The sequence below is a fragment of the Corynebacterium sp. Z-1 genome, from assembly GCF_031844665.1.
GTDB classification, from domain to species: domain Bacteria; phylum Actinomycetota; class Actinomycetes; order Mycobacteriales; family Mycobacteriaceae; genus Corynebacterium; species Corynebacterium sanguinis.
Window position 1 is genome coordinate 1835409 of the sequence record NZ_CP134621.1, and the last position, 15908, is coordinate 1851316.

The 15908-nt window shown below is 66.6% G+C and carries 15 protein-coding genes and 1 pseudogene; all 16 read right to left on the minus strand.

What is annotated here, in order from left to right:
- Window positions 1-23 precede the first annotated feature (23 nt).
- The gene (secF, locus tag RIU96_RS08940; RefSeq protein ID WP_136651175.1) at window positions 24-1208 is read right to left on the minus strand and encodes a protein translocase subunit SecF; all 1185 of its coding nucleotides are present in this window, start codon (window positions 1206-1208) and stop codon (window positions 24-26) included.
- Between the two features lie 3 nt (window positions 1209-1211).
- Complete coding sequence (secD, locus tag RIU96_RS08945) at window positions 1212-3011, minus strand: protein translocase subunit SecD (RefSeq protein WP_170228661.1); 1800 nt, start codon at window positions 3009-3011, stop codon at window positions 1212-1214.
- A gap of 190 nt (window positions 3012-3201) precedes the next feature.
- On the minus strand, window positions 3202-3507 hold the full coding sequence (yajC, locus tag RIU96_RS08950; RefSeq protein ID WP_246062670.1) for a preprotein translocase subunit YajC: 306 nt from the start codon (window positions 3505-3507) through the stop codon (window positions 3202-3204).
- A gap of 44 nt (window positions 3508-3551) precedes the next feature.
- Window positions 3552-4628 (minus strand): Holliday junction branch migration DNA helicase RuvB, encoded by a 1077-nt coding sequence (ruvB, locus tag RIU96_RS08955; protein ID WP_136651173.1) that lies wholly within the window; start codon window positions 4626-4628, stop codon window positions 3552-3554.
- Window positions 4629-4649: 21 nt separating this feature from the next.
- Window positions 4650-5270 (minus strand): Holliday junction branch migration protein RuvA, encoded by a 621-nt coding sequence (gene ruvA, locus RIU96_RS08960; protein ID WP_136651172.1) that lies wholly within the window; start codon window positions 5268-5270, stop codon window positions 4650-4652.
- 36 nt (window positions 5271-5306) lie between these two features.
- Window positions 5307-5804 (minus strand): crossover junction endodeoxyribonuclease RuvC, encoded by a 498-nt coding sequence (ruvC, locus tag RIU96_RS08965; RefSeq protein WP_136651171.1) that lies wholly within the window; start codon window positions 5802-5804, stop codon window positions 5307-5309.
- A 541-nt stretch (window positions 5805-6345) separates the two neighbouring features.
- Window positions 6346-7098: a YebC/PmpR family DNA-binding transcriptional regulator gene (locus RIU96_RS08970; protein ID WP_006840192.1), complete on the minus strand. Its 753-nt coding sequence runs from the start codon at window positions 7096-7098 to the stop codon at window positions 6346-6348.
- Between the two features lie 109 nt (window positions 7099-7207).
- Window positions 7208-8080, minus strand: a complete 873-nt coding sequence (locus tag RIU96_RS08975) for an acyl-CoA thioesterase (RefSeq protein WP_136651170.1) — start codon at window positions 8078-8080, stop codon at window positions 7208-7210.
- A 44-nt stretch (window positions 8081-8124) separates the two neighbouring features.
- On the minus strand, window positions 8125-8586 hold the full coding sequence (locus tag RIU96_RS08980; protein WP_136651261.1) for a hypothetical protein: 462 nt from the start codon (window positions 8584-8586) through the stop codon (window positions 8125-8127).
- Between the two features lie 8 nt (window positions 8587-8594).
- Window positions 8595-9701: a glycosyltransferase family 4 protein gene (locus RIU96_RS08985; protein ID WP_136651169.1), complete on the minus strand. Its 1107-nt coding sequence runs from the start codon at window positions 9699-9701 to the stop codon at window positions 8595-8597.
- 9 nt (window positions 9702-9710) lie between these two features.
- A complete protein-coding gene (locus RIU96_RS08990; RefSeq protein ID WP_006840187.1) occupies window positions 9711-10637 on the minus strand; it encodes a phosphatidylinositol mannoside acyltransferase in 927 nt (308 codons plus the stop codon).
- Window positions 10638-11276: a phosphatidylinositol phosphate synthase gene (pgsA, locus tag RIU96_RS08995; RefSeq protein ID WP_136651260.1), complete on the minus strand. Its 639-nt coding sequence runs from the start codon at window positions 11274-11276 to the stop codon at window positions 10638-10640.
- The gene (locus RIU96_RS09000; RefSeq protein WP_281281346.1) at window positions 11269-11835 is read right to left on the minus strand and encodes an ATP adenylyltransferase; all 567 of its coding nucleotides are present in this window, start codon (window positions 11833-11835) and stop codon (window positions 11269-11271) included. The genes pgsA and RIU96_RS09000 overlap by 8 nt, the downstream gene beginning before the upstream one ends.
- A gap of 39 nt (window positions 11836-11874) precedes the next feature.
- Window positions 11875-13923, minus strand: a pseudogene (gene thrS / locus RIU96_RS09005) (threonine--tRNA ligase); the annotation flags it as partial.
- Between the two features lie 98 nt (window positions 13924-14021).
- Entirely contained in the window at window positions 14022-15251 is a 1230-nt protein-coding gene (locus RIU96_RS09010; protein WP_136651168.1) for a Dyp-type peroxidase, read from the minus strand.
- Between the two features lie 9 nt (window positions 15252-15260).
- Window positions 15261-15884: a copper chaperone PCu(A)C gene (locus RIU96_RS09015; protein WP_136651167.1), complete on the minus strand. Its 624-nt coding sequence runs from the start codon at window positions 15882-15884 to the stop codon at window positions 15261-15263.
- Between the last annotated feature and the right edge of the window lie 24 nt (window positions 15885-15908).

The window sequence follows — 15908 nt, forward strand, 5'->3', positions numbered from 1 at the left end:
AATCCTTCCCTATTTTAAAGGCTCTAGCGTGCATTGGGGCGCCAGGTAGAGCTAGTCGCAGGGGCGTGCGGCTCGGTAGGTTGCGGCGCGACGACGGTGCGCTTGCGCGTCGCCGCCTCTTCACGGGGTGCCTCCGGCTGCAGACCCTCGGCATCGGCGTCGCCGTTGCGGAACGCCTCGACCGCCGCGGCATGCTCCTTGTGCTTGTCCTGCCGGTTGACCAGAGAGACCAGAATCGGGGTGGCGAGGAACAGCGAGGAAAAGATACCCTCGATAACGCCAATCAGCTGGATCAACGCGAGGTCGCGCAGAGTACCGATGCCCATCATCCACACCGCGACCACCATGAGCGAAATAATCGGAAGTGCCGAGATCACCGAGGTCGAAATCGAGCGCATCACCGTCTGATTCACTGCCAGGTTTGCCTCTTCCGCGTACGTGGATCGGCGCGAATCGAGCACCCCGGCGGTATTCTCTCGGACCTTGTCAAAGACGATGACGGTGTCGTAGATGGAGAAGGTCAGCACGGTGAGCAGGCCGATGATCATCGCGGGGGTGATCTCGAGGCCGAACAGAGCGTAGGTGCCCAGGATGAGCACGCCGTCGACAAGCAGGGCCGCCATCGCCGCGACCGCCATCTCGCGCTTGAGCCGCAGCGCGACGTACGCCGCGGCGGCGAGCAGGAACACACCCATCGCCAGCAGCATCCGGTTGGTAATGGTCGATCCCCACGACTCGGAGACTGTGGAGTCGCCGATCGCATCGGGGCTGGCGTTGCCCTCGGCGTCGAGAGGCTGGTGCTGCTCGAAAATCGCCTGGCGGGCCTGGTCGATCTGCTGCTGCGTCAAGTGTTCGGAGTTGATCTCCAGGGTGCGCGCGTCGCCCGCGCCGACGATCTGCGTTAGCTCCGGGGTCACCCCGGTGGCGTCGATGAATGTGGTTTCGACCTCCTCGGCGACGAGGTCGCCGGCGGGCATCGACAGCTTAGTGCCGCCCTCGAAGTCGATGCCGAGATTGAACCCGCGCACAAGCATCGCCGCGAGCGCGACAACGACGAGCGCGAGCGTGATGCCGTACCACAGTTTCGAGCGGCCGATGAAGTCGATTGCGCCCTCGCCCGTGTACAGCCTGTCGTAGCGGCTGCGCGTGACACCTGCGGCCGCGGAGTTTTCCGCCGGGGACTGGAACGTGAGTTTCGAGCTACCCATGACTTACTTCTCCTCGGTTTCAGTGCTAGGTGCGGTGCCCGTGGCGCCGGCAGCGGTGCGCTCCCGCTCCACGAGGCTGTAAATCTTGCCCATGCCGTTGACCGCCGGACGCGACCAGAAGCGCGAGCGCGACGCCAGGATCATCAGCGGTGCCGTGACCAGGAAGGTCACCAGCAGGTCCACCACCGTTGTCAGGCCCATGGTAAAGGCGAAGCCCTTCACGTCGCCGACGGCGAGGAAGTAGATCACCACGGCGCCGATCAGGGTGACGATGTTGCCTGTCACGATCGTCTCCTTCGCGCGGTCCCAGCCCGTCGCCGTCGCCGAGCGGAAGGTGCGGCCCTTGCGCAGCTCGTCCTTGACGCGCTCGTAGATGACCACGAAGGAGTCGGCGGTGGTGCCGATACCGATGATCAGACCGGCCACGCCCGACAGGTCAAGCGAGTAACCGATCCAGCGTCCGAGCAGTACCAGCAGGCCGTAGACCACGGCACCCGCGAGCACGAGGGTGGCCAGGGAGATCAGGCCGAAGAGGCGGTAGTAAGCGAAGACGAACACGGCCACGAGAAGCAGGCCGACGATTCCGGCAATCAGGCCCGCCTTCAGCGAGGCCGCGCCTAACGACGGCGGCACCGTCGTCGCCGTACCACCCGGCTCACCGTCTTCGCCCACGAACGACAGCGGCAACGCGCCGTAGCGCAGGTTGTTCGCCAGCGATGTCGCCTCCTCCTGGGTGAACGACCCGGTGATCGAGGTCGCGGAACCCACCGGCGTCGCGCCCTGGATAACGGGGGCGGAAATGACCTGCGAGTCCAGGGTGATAGCGACCTGCTGGCCGATCATGTCCGAGGTCAGCTGCGCCCACGCCTGGGAACCGTTGGGGTTGCCGTCCTGGCTGAACGCGAAGCTGATCTCCATCTGGCTCGTCTGCGGGTTGAATCCGCCGGTGATCGGGCGGGAGGTATCAATCTCGTTGCCCGTTAACCGCGGCCCGTTCGGGTCACCCTGCCCCAGCAGGGGTGCCTCACCCAAAAGCAGCGGTTGCATGCTCGTGGCATCGCAGGCCACCAGCGGCTGCGCGAGATCGTCGGAGCCTGTCAACGGGTCGGTTTGCTGCGTGGTGCACACCGTGCTCATCAAAGCGAGGGAAGCGAACTGCTGCGTCGGGTCCGCAGACTGGCGGGTGCTGCGCAGCATCTCGGCCGTTTCTGTGCGACGCTCGGCGGACTCGATCGGGCCGGACGGATCTTCGAGCGGCTCCGAGGTCACCTCGAGCGAGCCCTCCTCGGTGCCGAGCTGCGTGGCGACGGAGTCCAGGGTGGTCTGGGCATCCTCCTTCGGCACAATCCCGTAGGCGACCCAGTCGTCGGCGGTCTGCACCAGCACATCACTGACCGCGGCCAGGTCCGGCACCGGGTTCTGGATCACGGGGCGAAACGCCAATTGCGAGGTTTGTCCGAGGTTGCGCACCGCCGAGGTGTCATCCCCGGCGGCGGTGATCACCAGCGTGTTGCCGTCGACGACCACGCTGGCGCCGCTGACACCCATGCCGTTGACGCGCTGCTCGATGATGTTGCGGGCATCGGCAAGCTGCTCCGGCGTGGGGTCCTCGCCCTGGGGCACGAGAGTCACGCGCGTGCCACCCTGCAGGTCAATGCCGAGCTTCGGTGTCGCCGACCTGTCGCCGGTGAAGAAAACAAGCGCGTAGATCGCGACGATGATCAGCAGAAATAGGGCGAGTGCCTGTGCGGGCCACGTCCTTTTCGCTCGCACGTCCGCGGAACGCCGGTTGTGTGAGGACACGTGTCGTATCTCCTCTGCTTCGGATAATGTCGTTGGCTTTCCGCACCAGCACCGGAGGCGAAAGCGCGTGGCCGGAAAGCGCCCACCGCATCATGCTACGTTATCGTTCCCCGTACAAAAGGCCCGCCCCCGCATGTCGCGGGAGCGGGTCTTTGGGCTCGGAGTGTTGCGGCACGTGGCTTACGCCTGTCTACTGCTCGTCGGTCAGCTGTTGGGGGTGGTCGTCGGCAAGCGGGGCGGCGGGCTCGACGCGTCGCATCACGCCCGCGCGCTCCATCGTGACCACAGTGCCGGGAGCGAGCTCGACCTCGAGGGTGTCCTCACCGGTGGAGACAACCGTGCCGTGGAAACCGGAGACGTTGACCACCCGGTCGCCGGGGACGATCGACGCCTGGAGTTGCTCGACCTGCGCCTGACGCTTACGCTGGCCGCGCATCATCAGAAACGTCGGCAGCATGAACAACGCGAGGACCAGCAGAAGAAAGATAAGTTCCATGGGCCCCATTGTGTCATAACCCCATCCGGGGGCTGTGGCGGGCTCTAGAGCAAGTTGAGCTGCCCCGGCGCCTCCGGCGGCGGGGTCAGTCCCACGTGGTGCCAGGCCGCGGCGGTGGCGACGCGGCCGCGGCCGGTGCGCGACATCAAGCCGGCGCGCACCAGGTAGGGCTCACAGACTTCCTCCACCGTGCCGGGCTCCTCCCCCACGGCAATCGCCAGCGTGCTCACGCCAACCGGTCCGCCGCCGTGTCCGCGAATGAGGGAGTTGAGCACCGCGCGGTCGAGCCTGTCCAGGCCGAGCTCGTCGACGTCGAACACCTCCAGCGCGGCGCGGGCCGCGGCGACGTCGACACGCCCGTCGCCGTGCACGTCCGCCCAGTCGCGCACGCGGCGCAGCAGGCGGTTGGCGATACGCGGGGTGCCGCGCGAGCGCGAGGCGATCTCGACGGCTGCGTCGGCGGTGATGTCCACGTCGAGGATCGTCGCGGCGCGGGTGATCACGCTGGTGAGATCGTCAACGTCGTAGAACTCCATCTGGGCTGTAAAACCGAAGCGGTCGCGCAAAGGCCCGGTCAGCATGCCGGCGCGGGTGGTGGCGCCAACCAGGGTAAACGGTGGGATCTCCAGCGGAATCGACGTCGCGCCCGGGCCCTTGCCCACAATGACGTCGATGCGGAAATCCTCCATCGCCATGTAGAGCATCTCTTCCGCCGGCCGCGCGATGCGGTGGATCTCGTCGATGAAGAGCACGTCGCCCTCCATGAGGTTCGACAGCATCGCGGCGAGGTCACCCGCGCGCTCCAGCGCCGGGCCCGAAGTCATGCGTAGCGACGTCCCCAGCTCCTGCGCGATGATCATCGCCATCGTCGTCTTACCCAGCCCGGGCGGGCCGGAAAGCAGGATGTGATCCGGCGTCAGCGAGCGCCGTCGCGCCCCGGTGAGCACGAGGTTAAGCTGCTCGCGCACCTTGGGCTGGCCGATGAACTCGCCCAGGGATTTCGGGCGCAGCGACTTTTCCACGTCGCGGTCGTCGGCAAGCTCAGTGGCGTTGACGACGGAGCTCGGCGGCCGGCCCACCGCATCCGGCAGGGCGAACTCGGTCTTCTCCACGTCTGACATGATTCGTAGCCTACTTCCCCGCTACTTCGATCCCAGTTGCGTCAGCGCCGCGCGAAGCAGTTCGGAGGAGGAGTCCCCCGGGCGTTCCTGGATGAGCGTGTCGACGACCCCGCGCGCGACCTTGTCCGCAAACCCGAGACCGATCAGCGCCTCGACAACCTGCTCGGCGGCGAGCGAGGTCCCCGCCGTCACGGGCGCGCTCGGTGCCGCTCCCGGCTCGGAGGTGGCGTAGAGACCGTCAATCTTGTCCTTGAGCTCGAGCGCCATGCGCTCGGCCATCTTCTTACCTACGCCCGGGATCGTTTGGATCCGCTTGATCGCCGCGGCGTCACCGGCGCTAATCAGCCCGGCAAGCTCTGCAGGTTCGAACACCGACAGGCAGGCCAGCGCCAGCTTCGGGCCGAGACCGCTGACAGTTTGCAGCCGGTGGAACATCGTGCGCGCACCGTCGTCGGCGAAGCCGTAAAGCGTCACCCCGTCGTCCTTGACCACCATGGAGGTCAGAACCCGGGTGGTCTCGCCGCGGGTCAGTCGCGCCAGCGTCGGCGGCCCGGCAAGGAAGCGGTAGCCGACGCCGGCGCACTCGATGACCGCGTGGTCCAAGCCAATGGAGAGCACCTCTCCGTGTAGCGAATCGATCATGGCGAAACCGTCCTGTCGTGTGAAATGTGTCGGGGTTTATGGGCTGGTGGCGGCGAGGCCGCGGGCGATCAGCGGGGCGCGCCAGCAGTGGCACACGGCGATCGCCAAGGCGTCGGCGGCATCGGCGGGCTTCGGGGGCTCAGCCAAACCCAGGATGCGGGTGATCATGGTGGTCATCTGTTTCTTGTCCGCCCTACCGTTGCCCGAAATCGCCTTTTTCACCTCGGACGGCGTGTACATGTGCACCGGCAGGCCGCGCTCGGCGGCGGCGAGGATGAGTACGCCGACAGCGTGGGCGGTGTGCATGACGGTAGAAACGTTGCCGCGCTCGAAAATGCGCTCCATGGCGATAACATCGGGCTGGTAGTCATCCAACCACTCGCGCACCGCAGCGGACAGGCGTACAAGCCGCTGCGGCAACTCGGAGGCCGCGGGCGTGCGCACGACACCGACCGCGATGGGGATCACCTGGCGACCGCGGCCGGCCTGGACAACCGATAGCCCACAGCGGGTCAGGCCCGGGTCAATGCCCATCACACGCAGACCCTCGAGGTTTACACCATTAGTCACACACTTGTTCTACCACACGTGTCAGGGTCGCGGGGATTCAGACAGCCTTTCACCGGGTAGCTATTCGCGTTTGGCGGTGTGGACGTTGCGGTAAGACCGCGTGGCCGCAAGTCATGCGTTTTGTTGACCCGTGGTCAGCACCAGCGGGTTTGGCTTGACCGTGACATCTGGGGCGGTGAAATGTCACAGTCAACCGGCGGCGGGAACGAAAACCCCAGGTCACTACTGGACCTTCTTGCTTGTCCGTGACATCTCGGGCGGTGAAATGTCACAGTCAACCAGCACACCGCACCAAAACCCCAGGTGGCCAACACCCAGATCAACTTGACCGTGACATCTCAGCCAGTGAAATGTCACCCTCAACCAGTGGCGGGAACGAAAACCCCAGGTGACCACCACCCAGATCAGCCTGACCGTGACATCTCAGCCAGCGAAGTGTCACGGTCAGCCAGCACACCAAACCAAAACCCCAAGTCACCTCCGCACGGTGACGTGCAGGGCCGCTCTAGTCCTCCAACTGCGCAGCGACCTCGTCGCTGAGGCTCATGTTGGTGTAGACGTTCTGCACGTCGTCGGAGTCCTCGAGGGCGTCGATGAGCCGGAGCATCTTCTTCGCCGAATCGAGATCCAGCTCCACCTCGACGGAGGCGCGGAAGTCCTGCTCCGCGTCGTCGACCTCGATGCCCTCGGATTCCAGCGCGGAGCGCACGGCGCGCAGGTCGGTCGGTGCACAGATGACCTCGAAGACGTCGTCTAGGTCGCGGACCTCCTCGGCACCGGCGTCGAGCACTGCCATGAGCAGGTCGTCCTCGGTGTGCTCGCCGCGCGGCACGGTGACCACGCCGGTGCGAGTGAACATGTAGCCCACCGAACCGGTTTCTCCGAGGTTGCCGCCGTTTTTGGTCATCGCGGTACGCACCTCGGTGGCGGCGCGGTTGCGGTTGTCGGTGAGGCACTCGATCATCACGGCGACGCCGTTCGGGCCGTAGCCCTCGTACATCACGGCCTCCCAGTTGGAGCCGCCGGCTTCCTCGCCGGAGCCGCGCTTGCGAGCGCGCTCGATGTTGTCCTTGGGCACCGAGGCCTTGGTCGCCTTTCGGATCATGTCGTCCAAGGTCGGATTCGCCGACGGGTCTCCGCCGCCGGTGCGGGCCGCCACTTCGATGTCTTTGATCATCTTCGCCCACTGCTTCGAACGCTTGGCGTCGTTGGCGGCTTTCTTATGCTTGGTGGTCGCCCACTTTGAGTGGCCTGCCATGACCAGCTCCCCTTTCCGCGTTTGCCTCGCCCCGTGGATAAAGCAGCCGGGGCCTAAAGAACTCGCTTCAGTATACGCACGGCGCTTGTTCGCACCCGTGCCCGGGTTTTTAGGAATCGTCCTCGCCAGGCAGGGACTGTCCGCCGTTGCGCAGCGTTCGGGTCAGGCCTTCCTGCATGGTCACGGCGACGAGGTTTCCGTCGAGGTCGAAGATTTGGCCCTGGGTCAGGGCGCGACCCGCGTGGGCGGACGGGGAGTTTTGATCGTAGAGCAGCCACTCGTCGGCGCGGAAGGGGCGGAGGAACCACATGGCGTGGTCGAGGGAGGCCATCTGGACCTTGTGCCCGGTGTGCGGCACCATCGAGGAAAACAGCAGCGTCATGTCTGACATGTAAGCCAGGGTGCAGATGTGGAAGGTGTCGTCGTCAGGCAGGGGTCTCTTGGAGCGGAACCAGATGACTTGCTGGCTTGAGGCGCGTCCGTCGTGCGCGTAACTGTTGGAAGGCACGACTCGGAAGTCCCAGTCGGACCACTCGGTAATCAGCCCCCGGAGGCTTTCCGGCAACTCTTCGGTGTTGGAGTCGAGCTCATCCGGCCGGGGCACCTCGCGCATGGCGTCGCGGTGCTCGGGACCCTCGTCGCCGATGCGGTGGAAGCTGGCCTGCATGGAGAAGATGACTTCGCCGTTTTGCATCGCCTCGATCTTGCGGGTGGCGAAGCTGCGGCCCTCGCGCACCCGGGAGACCAAGTAGACGGTTTCGGCGTCGGCTTTGCCGGCGCGCAGGAAGTACCCGTGCAGGGAGTGGACGCGCTTGTCTTCGCCGACGGTGTGCGTGGCGGCCACCAGCGCCTGGCCGGCGACGTGCCCGCCGAATGTACGAACGAACACTTTCGAGTCCATCGCGCGGCCCCGGAAGATGTCTTTATCGATTCGTTCGAGGTCCAATATCGCCTGAATGCCCTCGTAACTAGGTTCGTTCATAGTCAGACAGATTACATCACTACGAAACCAACGCTACGTTACTGTTATGCTACCGCGCGCGTGGCACTGAGGTGCGCATACTCCGGCAGCGTGGCGCTGCCGCCGAGACGCAAAACGCGCACAGGAACCCGCAACCTAACCGCGCGCGTATCGCTGACCGCCTCGTTGTAAAACCGCAGAGCGAGCGCGACGCGGGTGTCTGCCTCGGCGAGGTCGCGCCCGTTGGCGTGCGCCGGGCCCTGCTTGTCGACGTCGCCACGCAGCGCATCCTCCACCTCGCAGCGCGTGGCCACGTCCCGCGGCGTCAGGCGCACCCTTTCTGCGGCGCGGGCTCGCTCGGCGACCTCGGGAATCGTCGCCGCGATCACCGCGCAGCGCCTATCCAGCGCGGCCTGCAGCGCGTCGCGGCTGCGGTCGACGCGGATGTGCAACCGGTCGAGTCGTTGCGCCGTGAGGTAGGCCCAGAAAAGGACCACAACGACAACCGCCGCCATCACGGCCAACATCACGGATGTCACCGGCTCACCCGCACCTTCTCGCCGGGCGTCGACGCAACCGTGTCGTAGACCGCCATGATGCGCGCGGCGACGCTGCCCCAGTCGTAGTCTGCGGCGCGCAAAGTGCCGGCGTCGATGAGCGCGTCGCGGGTGAAGGGGGCGTCGATAAGCGAGCGCAGCGTGCGCGCCAGCGCTGCGGAGTCGCCGACGGGAAACAACGCCCCGGCGGGTCGCCCGGTGTCTGCGGCGCACACTGCCGCGAACGCCTCGATGTCGCTGGCGACGACCGCGCACCCGGCGGCCATTGCCTCGACCAACACGATGCCGAAGGATTCTCCGCCCGTGTTCGGTGCGACGTAGATGTCCGCGCGGCCCAAAATCCGCGCCTTCTCGGCGTCGCTGACGCGGCCGAGGAAGTCGACACCGGCCGCCTGGCGCGGCGCGCCCCCGCCCACCACGGTCACCCGCGCGGGCCTGTCCAGCTCAGCGATCGCGCGCTGGAATATGTCGAGGCCCTTGCGCGGCTCGTCCAGCCTGCCCAGAAACACGATCTCGGGAACGTCGTCTGGCGCGCCCGTTGCCTGCTCCCGCGCCCGGCGAAACAGCGAGGTGTCCACCCCGTTGGGGATGAGCACGGGGTCCGTGCCGATCTGCTCCACCTGCCAGCGCCGGGCCATCTCGCTAACGGCGATGCCACCGCGGATCTTCTCCAGCCGCGAGCGCAGCACGGGCAAGGCCACACGCAGCGGCCACGACGACGTCGCCGAGGCGTGGTATGTGGCAACGATCGGGCCCTCGGCGACGCGCAGCGCCGCCATGGAGTAGCTCGGCGAGTTCGGTTCGTGGATGTGCAGCACGTCGAAGTCGCCCTCGGCGATGAACCTGCGCGCCACGCGGCGCACCTGCGGGCCGATCGCGAGTCGCGCCACCGATCCGTTGTAGCGGATGGGGACCGACCCGCCGCCGCGGGTGACGTAGTCGGGCACGTCCGCGGCGCGTGTTGCCGGCCCGAGCACGCGCACGTCGTGGCCGTCGCCGCGCAGCACGCCGGCGAGGTCAAGGATGTGGGCCTGAACGCCGCCCGGTTCGTCGAAAGAATAGGGGCACACCATGCCGATCCTCATCGCCGCCCCCTAGCGCGCGCGCCGCCGGCGCGGCTTTTTCGGCCGGTCGGCGGGCCACATCGGCTGCAGCATGTGCCAGTCCTGGGGGTGCGCCGCGATATTGGCCGCGAAGCAGTCGGCCAGGCGTTGGGTGGTCTCCTCGACCGTGGTGACCTCAACCGGGGCGCCGGATTTTAGCCCCCACGCGGGCGCGCTGTCGGTGCCCTCGAACCAGGCGTGGACAGGCAGCAGCGCAGCGCCTGTGTCGATCGCCAGCTTCGCGGGCCCGGCCGGAAAGGTCGTCGTCTCCCCGAAAAAGTCCACTTCCACCCCGCGCGAGGTCAGGTCGCGCTCGCCGAGCAGGCACACGATGCCGTTTCCGCCGAGCACCTCCCTCAGCCGCGGGTACGGAGGCGCCTCGCCGCCGGTGTGCGGCAGCACCTCGAAGCCGAGCCCGCGTCGAAACTCCACGAAAGCATCGAACAGGGACTCCGGCTTGAGCCGTTCGGCAACCGTGGTGAACTGCCCGTAATTGTGCACCAGCCACATGCCGGCCATGTCCCAGTTGCCCGAGTGCGGCAGCGCCAGGATCGCTCCCCTGCCCGCCTCGAGGGCCTCATCAAGATACTCGCGCCCGCGCACGGCGTTGCTTATCGACGCCACCACCTGCGCATCCCCCGCCATCACCGGCAGGCGGAATGCCTCTTTCCAGTACCGCGCGTAGCTGCGCATGGAGTCGCGCACGAGCTGCTGGTCGACGTTTTCGACCCCGACGACGCGGATCAAGTTGCGCCGCAGCATCTCCATGCCGCGGCCGTTGTCGCTCGCGGCATCGGCGCCGGCGTTGAACAGGCGTGTCGCGAGAGCGGCGGGAAGCGCGCCCACGACTTTCCACCCGGCGATGTAGGCGCCTGCGGTCAGCGCGTCGCCAAGCGAGTGCGGTTGGGGCGCGGCCACCTACGCCACCCCCGTGGGAGGGGCGATGCGGTCGTGGGCACGCTCGTCGCGCGCGGCCAGCAAGAAGCGCTGCACGACCGTGATCAGGGAGCCCGCGAGCAGCAACCACATCGCCGCGGCCAGGGAGTGGCCAACGCCGACTCCCTCCAGCGCCAGGCCGATGAAGGCAACGATGAGGCGCTCGGGGCGCTCGATCAGCCCACCGTTGATGGTCAGCCCCCCGGCCTCGCCGCGGGCCTTGATATAGCTGATGACCTGCGAGAGCACCAAGACGGCGAGCGTGACCGCCACCGTGATCGGCGAAGCGCCGTCGACGTAGACGAACCAGACGGCGATCGCGCCGAACAGTGCGCCGTCGGTAATGCGATCGCAGCTCGCGTCGAGGGTTGCGCCGAACGCCGTTCCGCCGCCGCTGAGCCGCGCCATCGTCCCGTCGACCATGTCGAAAGCGGCGAAAAACGCCGAGAGCACGGCGGCGAGGACGAGGAAGTCCATGGGGATGAGCACCACGGAGACCAAGATGGTCGCAGCCGTGCCCACGAGCGTGGTGACGTTCGGCGTCATCCCGGCCTTGAGCAGGCCGCGCGCGACCGGGTTGACGATGACTGCCGCGGATTCGCGGCCGTGGACGCTAAGCATCGCCGCCCCCATCTGCGCCACTGCCGACTGGGCCATTGCCATCTGGGTCGTCAGCGTCGTCCGGCCAAGCCTGCGCAAGCAGGGCGCGCGTGTCCTTGAGCAGCTGGGGCAGGACCTTCGTCTCGCCGATCACTGTCATGAAGTTCGCATCCCCCGCCCAGCGCGGCACGACGTGAAGGTGCACGTGGTCCCCAACGGACCCACCGGAGGCCTTGCCCAGGTTCAGCCCCACGTTTATCGCCTCCGGGCGAGAGACTGCCTTGAGCGCGCGGACCGCCTTTTGGGCGAACTCCATCAATTCGGCGGACTCGCGCGCGGTGAGCTCTTCTAACTCGGCGACTTTGCGGTAGGGCACCACCATCAGATGGCCCGAGTTGTACGGGTAGAGGTTCAGCAGCGCGTAGACGGTCTCGCCGCGCGCGACGATGAGCCCGTCTTCGTCACTAAGCTGCGGCGCCTCGAGGAACGGGTCCTTGGACCGCCCACCCGAGGGCTGCGACGTGATGTACGTCGACCGGTAGGGTGCCCACAACCGCTCAAGGTGATCCGGGGTGCCCACGCCGGTGTCGACGTAGTCGCTGCCGGTTTTTCCGCGCCGCGCTGCAACGGTTTCCTCGCTCGGCTGCTCGTTGATCCGCTCGCTCACCCACGCGTCGATGATGTCCACCGCCTCGGCGACGGGCACCCCGTTTACCTGCGTGCCGTCGAGGAAGCGGAAGCTCACCGCGTCCGCCTCGACGTCGCGCGCACCCGCGAGCAGCATGAACGGCACCTTCGAAGTGGTGTGGTTGCGGATCTTCTTCTGCATCCTGTCATCCGAGTGGTCGACCTCGGCGCGGATCCCGCGCTCGCGCAGCTTCTGGGTCACCGAGTCGAGGTGGCCGGCGAAGTCGTCGGCGACGGGGATGCCGACGACCTGGTGCGGTGCGAGCCAGGCTGGGAACGCACCGGCGTAGTGCTCGAGCAGCACGCCGAAGAAGCGCTCGATCGAGCCGAACAGGGCGCGGTGGATCATCACCGGTCGCTTCTTTGTGCCATCAGGTGCGGTGTAGGTCAGGTCGAAACGCTCCGGCAGGTTGAAGTCGAGCTGGACCGTGGACATCTGCCACGTGCGCCCGATCGCGTCTCGTGCCTGCACGGAAATCTTCGGGCCGTAGAACGCCGCGCCCGCCGGGTCCGGCACGAGCTCCAAGCCGGATTTCTCCGCCACCGACTGCAGGATGTCGGTCGAGCGTTGCCAAATCTCGTCGTCGCCGATGTACTTCTGCGGGTCCTTGGTGGAAAGCTCCAGGTAGAAGTCGTTCAGGCCGTAGTCCTTGAGCAGCAAGATGATGAACTCTAACACGCTGGTCAGCTCGGCCTCGAGCTGGTCTTCTGTGCAGTAGATGTGGGCGTCGTCCTGCGTGAAGCCGCGGGCTCGGGTCAGGCCGTGGATCACACCCGACTTCTCGTAGCGGTACACGGTGCCGAACTCGAACAGGCGCAGCGGCAGTTCGCGGTAGGAGCGCCCGCGGGAGTCGAAGATGAGGTTGTGCATCGGGCAGTTCATCGGCTTGACGTAGTAGTCCTGCGGCTGCTTGACCACGTTGCGGTCATCGTCGATCTCGCCGTCGAGCTTCATCGGCGGGAACATGCCGTCCGCGTACCAGTCCAGGTGGCCGGACTTGGAAAACAGCGATCCCTTGGTCACGTGCGGGGTGTTGACGAAGGAGTAACCGGCCTCGATGTGGCGCCGGCGCGAGTGGTCCTCCATCGCGAGCCGGATGATGCCGCCGTCCGGGTGGAAGACCGGCAGGCCGGAGCCGAGCTCGTCGGGGAAGGAAAACAGGTCCATCTCGTTGCCCAAGCGGCGGTGGTCGCGCTTCTCGGCTTCGCGCAGCATGTGCAGGTGCTCGTCGAGGCGTTCCTTCGACTCCCAGGCGGTGCCGTAGATGCGCTGCAGACCGGCGTTGTTTTGGTCGCCGCGCCAGTAGGCCGCCGAGGAGCGCGTCAGCGCGAACGCCGGGATGTACTTGGTGGTGGGCACGTGCGGGCCGCGGCACAGGTCGTGCCACTCAACCTCGCCGGTGCGCGGGTTGACGTTGTCGTAGTGCGTCAGGTCCCCCGCGCCGACCTCGGTGGCCTCGTCGGAATCCGGGTCGACGTTGCCCTTGTCCTGAATCAACTCCAGTTTGTAGGGCTCATCTTTGAGGTCCTCGGCAGCCTCCTCGACAGACTGGTAGACGCCGCGGACGAACTTCTGTCCCTGTTTGATGATTTTCTTCATCCGCTTTTCCAGCGTGACCAGGTCGTCCGGGGTAAAGGGCTCGGCGACGTCGAAGTCGTAGTAGAAGCCGTCGTCGATCGCGGGGCCGATGCCCAGCTTCGTGCCGGGGAACTCTGCCTGCACGGCCTGCGCGAGCACGTGCGCCGCGGAGTGGCGAATCACGGAACGCCCCAGCTCGGTGTTGGCTGCCACCGGCATGAAGGTCGCATCCGCGTCGGGGATGTGCGAGAGGTCTTTGAGCTCGCCGTTGGCGTCCTGGACGCACACGACGGCATCGTCGCCCTTGTTCGGGTAGTTCAACTCCCGCATCGCCGCGCCGACGGCTGTTCCCGCCGGGACGTTGAAGGGCTCGAGCTCAACAGCCGTGGATTCGCTGGACATTGTCAGGTGCGCTCCTTTTGCGCTCACGGGGGTGCGACATACCTGGCCGCACCCACCTTTTCTCAAACTGTCTTCAGACCTCCAAGATCCTACCTGGGTCAGGCGCCAAGAACCGACTGGCCCCAGTACTCGTCGCCCGCTCCGCTTTGCGACGTCCCCGGCGGCACCCAGTACACGGCGGAGCCGATGTGGGTGATCCACGTGTTGAGCCGGTCAACCTCGTCGAGTCGGGATTGCACAGGCGTGAACTGCACGTCCGGGTCCTTCTGGAAGCAGATGAACACCAGCCCAGCGTTGCTCAGCTCCGCGCTGCCCGGCTCGGGCGGAAGGTTGTAGTTGTAGGGGCGGCGCCTGAAGCGCTGCTCGGGATGCTCTGCCGGCGGCATCGCGCGGGCCATGTGCGAGTTCCTGTCAATCACGGGCAACCCGAATTGATCCGTCGCCTCCAAGTCCGGGGCGGAAAATTCACCGCCGCCGGTCAGGGGGGAGCCGTCGGCAAGCGTGCGCCCCAACGCCTCCTCGCGCGAGGCCCGGTCGAGCAGCTCCCACTCGTCGAGGTGCATGGCGATGCGCCGCACGATCAGCGACGTGCTGCCGGCGAAGCCCTCCGGGCCCTCGATCCAGACCTGCTCGTCGTACTCCTGCGCGCTGTGTGGGTTGACGGTGCCATCTACCTGGCCGAACAGGTTGCGCGGTGTTTGGCCCTTCGGGATCGCCCCGTAGGCATTCATGAAGCCTTGCTGCACCCACGCGGTGGTGGCGTAGTCCATGCCGGCGCGGGTCATGTGCCGCATCGCCCACGCGCACATCACCGGATCATCCGAGCAGATCTGCAGCACCAGATCCGTCTGGCCCCACTTCGGGTCGAGCTGGTCGCGCGTAAAGGCGGGCAGGTCGCGCAGCCACGCCGGTTTGCTCGACGGCGCCGCGATGTCGAAGATTTTCTCGCCGAAACCGCAGGTGATGGTGAGGTTGGCGGGCCACTCGTTCATCTCCGGCTCGAGGCTGCCCAGCGGCGTTTCGCCGGCGCACAGGGCGCGAGCGTCCGCAGTCCACAGCCGCATCAACCGCGCGACACCGCGGACGTCGACTCCCTCGCGCAGATTGAACCCGACCAAGTTGAGCGAGGCCTGCGTCGGCGTCTCGATTCCCGCCTGGTGGGCGCCGTCGAACTCCACCACCGCCTCTTTCAGGGGCTGCGACGTGTCCTGCGAGTTGCTGGGCAGCTCGCTTGTCGACGCCCCACACGCGGCCACGGACCCCGCGGTCACGGCGGTCGCCGTGGCGGCGGCGGATCTGGAAAGGAAAACGCGACGAGATAGCGACATTGGTTTTACCTAGTGGCTGTGGTCGCCATGGGATTCGTGACCCTCGTCCATGGTGTGGCCCTCGTCCATGGTGTGGCCGACCATCTCACCGTCTTCGCCGTAGTTCTCCTCGCCCGGGATCAGGGTGCGCACCTCAACCCCGCGGACCTCGATGTCGCCGGTGCTGGTCTCAAGCGTCAGGTCGACGCTGTCTCCGGCGGCGATCTCGTCGGTGTAGTCGAGCACCATCAGGTGGTAGCCGCCGGGGGCGAGCTCCACGGACTCCCCTGCCGGGATGGTCAGACCGTTGTCGACCGGGCTCATCGTGCCGTTTTCGGTCTTGTGCACCTCGTAGCGGGCGTCGCCAAGCGAGGAGCTAAAGCCGGTGACGGTGATGTCCTCGTCGGTGGTGTTGCGCAGGGTGCCGAAGATCGCGGTCATGGTGTTGGCGTCACCGGCTTCCTTGGCGCGGATCACACCGTTGTCAAACACGAGCGCGGCGTCCTCGGCCGCCGCCGTCGCGCTGGTCGCACTGGTGGCAGTGGCCACTGCGGCGGTCTCGGGCTGCGCCGGCTGCTCGCTCGGGCTACATCCTGCCAGCAGCAAGCTGGCGGAGGCGAACGCAGCGGTGGCGGTGAGTGCGCGGTTGTACATGGTGTGGTGCTCCTTAGAGATCTG

Bases quoted from the DNA above. Each gene is read 5' to 3' on its own strand.
- secF (WP_136651175.1), bottom strand. From the start codon at position 1,208: ATGGGTAGCTCGAAACTCACGTTCCAGTCCCCGGCGGAAAACTCCGCG.
- yajC (WP_246062670.1), bottom strand. From the start codon at position 3,507: ATGGAACTTATCTTTCTTCTGCTGGTCCTCGCGTTGTTCATGCTGCCG.
- ruvB (WP_136651173.1), bottom strand. From the start codon at position 4,628: ATGTCAGACGTGGAGAAGACCGAGTTCGCCCTGCCGGATGCGGTGGGC.
- ruvA (WP_136651172.1), bottom strand. From the start codon at position 5,270: ATGATCGATTCGCTACACGGAGAGGTGCTCTCCATTGGCTTGGACCAC.
- ruvC (WP_136651171.1), bottom strand. From the start codon at position 5,804: ATGGGCATTGACCCGGGCCTGACCCGCTGTGGGCTATCGGTTGTCCAG.
- RIU96_RS08970 (WP_006840192.1), bottom strand. From the start codon at position 7,098: ATGGCAGGCCACTCAAAGTGGGCGACCACCAAGCATAAGAAAGCCGCC.
- RIU96_RS08975 (WP_136651170.1), bottom strand. From the start codon at position 8,080: ATGAACGAACCTAGTTACGAGGGCATTCAGGCGATATTGGACCTCGAA.
- RIU96_RS08980 (WP_136651261.1), bottom strand. From the start codon at position 8,586: ATGTTGGCCGTGATGGCGGCGGTTGTCGTTGTGGTCCTTTTCTGGGCC.
- RIU96_RS08985 (WP_136651169.1), bottom strand. From the start codon at position 9,701: ATGAGGATCGGCATGGTGTGCCCCTATTCTTTCGACGAACCGGGCGGC.
- pgsA (WP_136651260.1), bottom strand. From the start codon at position 11,276: ATGCTTAGCGTCCACGGCCGCGAATCCGCGGCAGTCATCGTCAACCCG.
- RIU96_RS09010 (WP_136651168.1), bottom strand. From the start codon at position 15,251: ATGTCGCTATCTCGTCGCGTTTTCCTTTCCAGATCCGCCGCCGCCACG.
- RIU96_RS09015 (WP_136651167.1), bottom strand. From the start codon at position 15,884: ATGTACAACCGCGCACTCACCGCCACCGCTGCGTTCGCCTCCGCCAGC.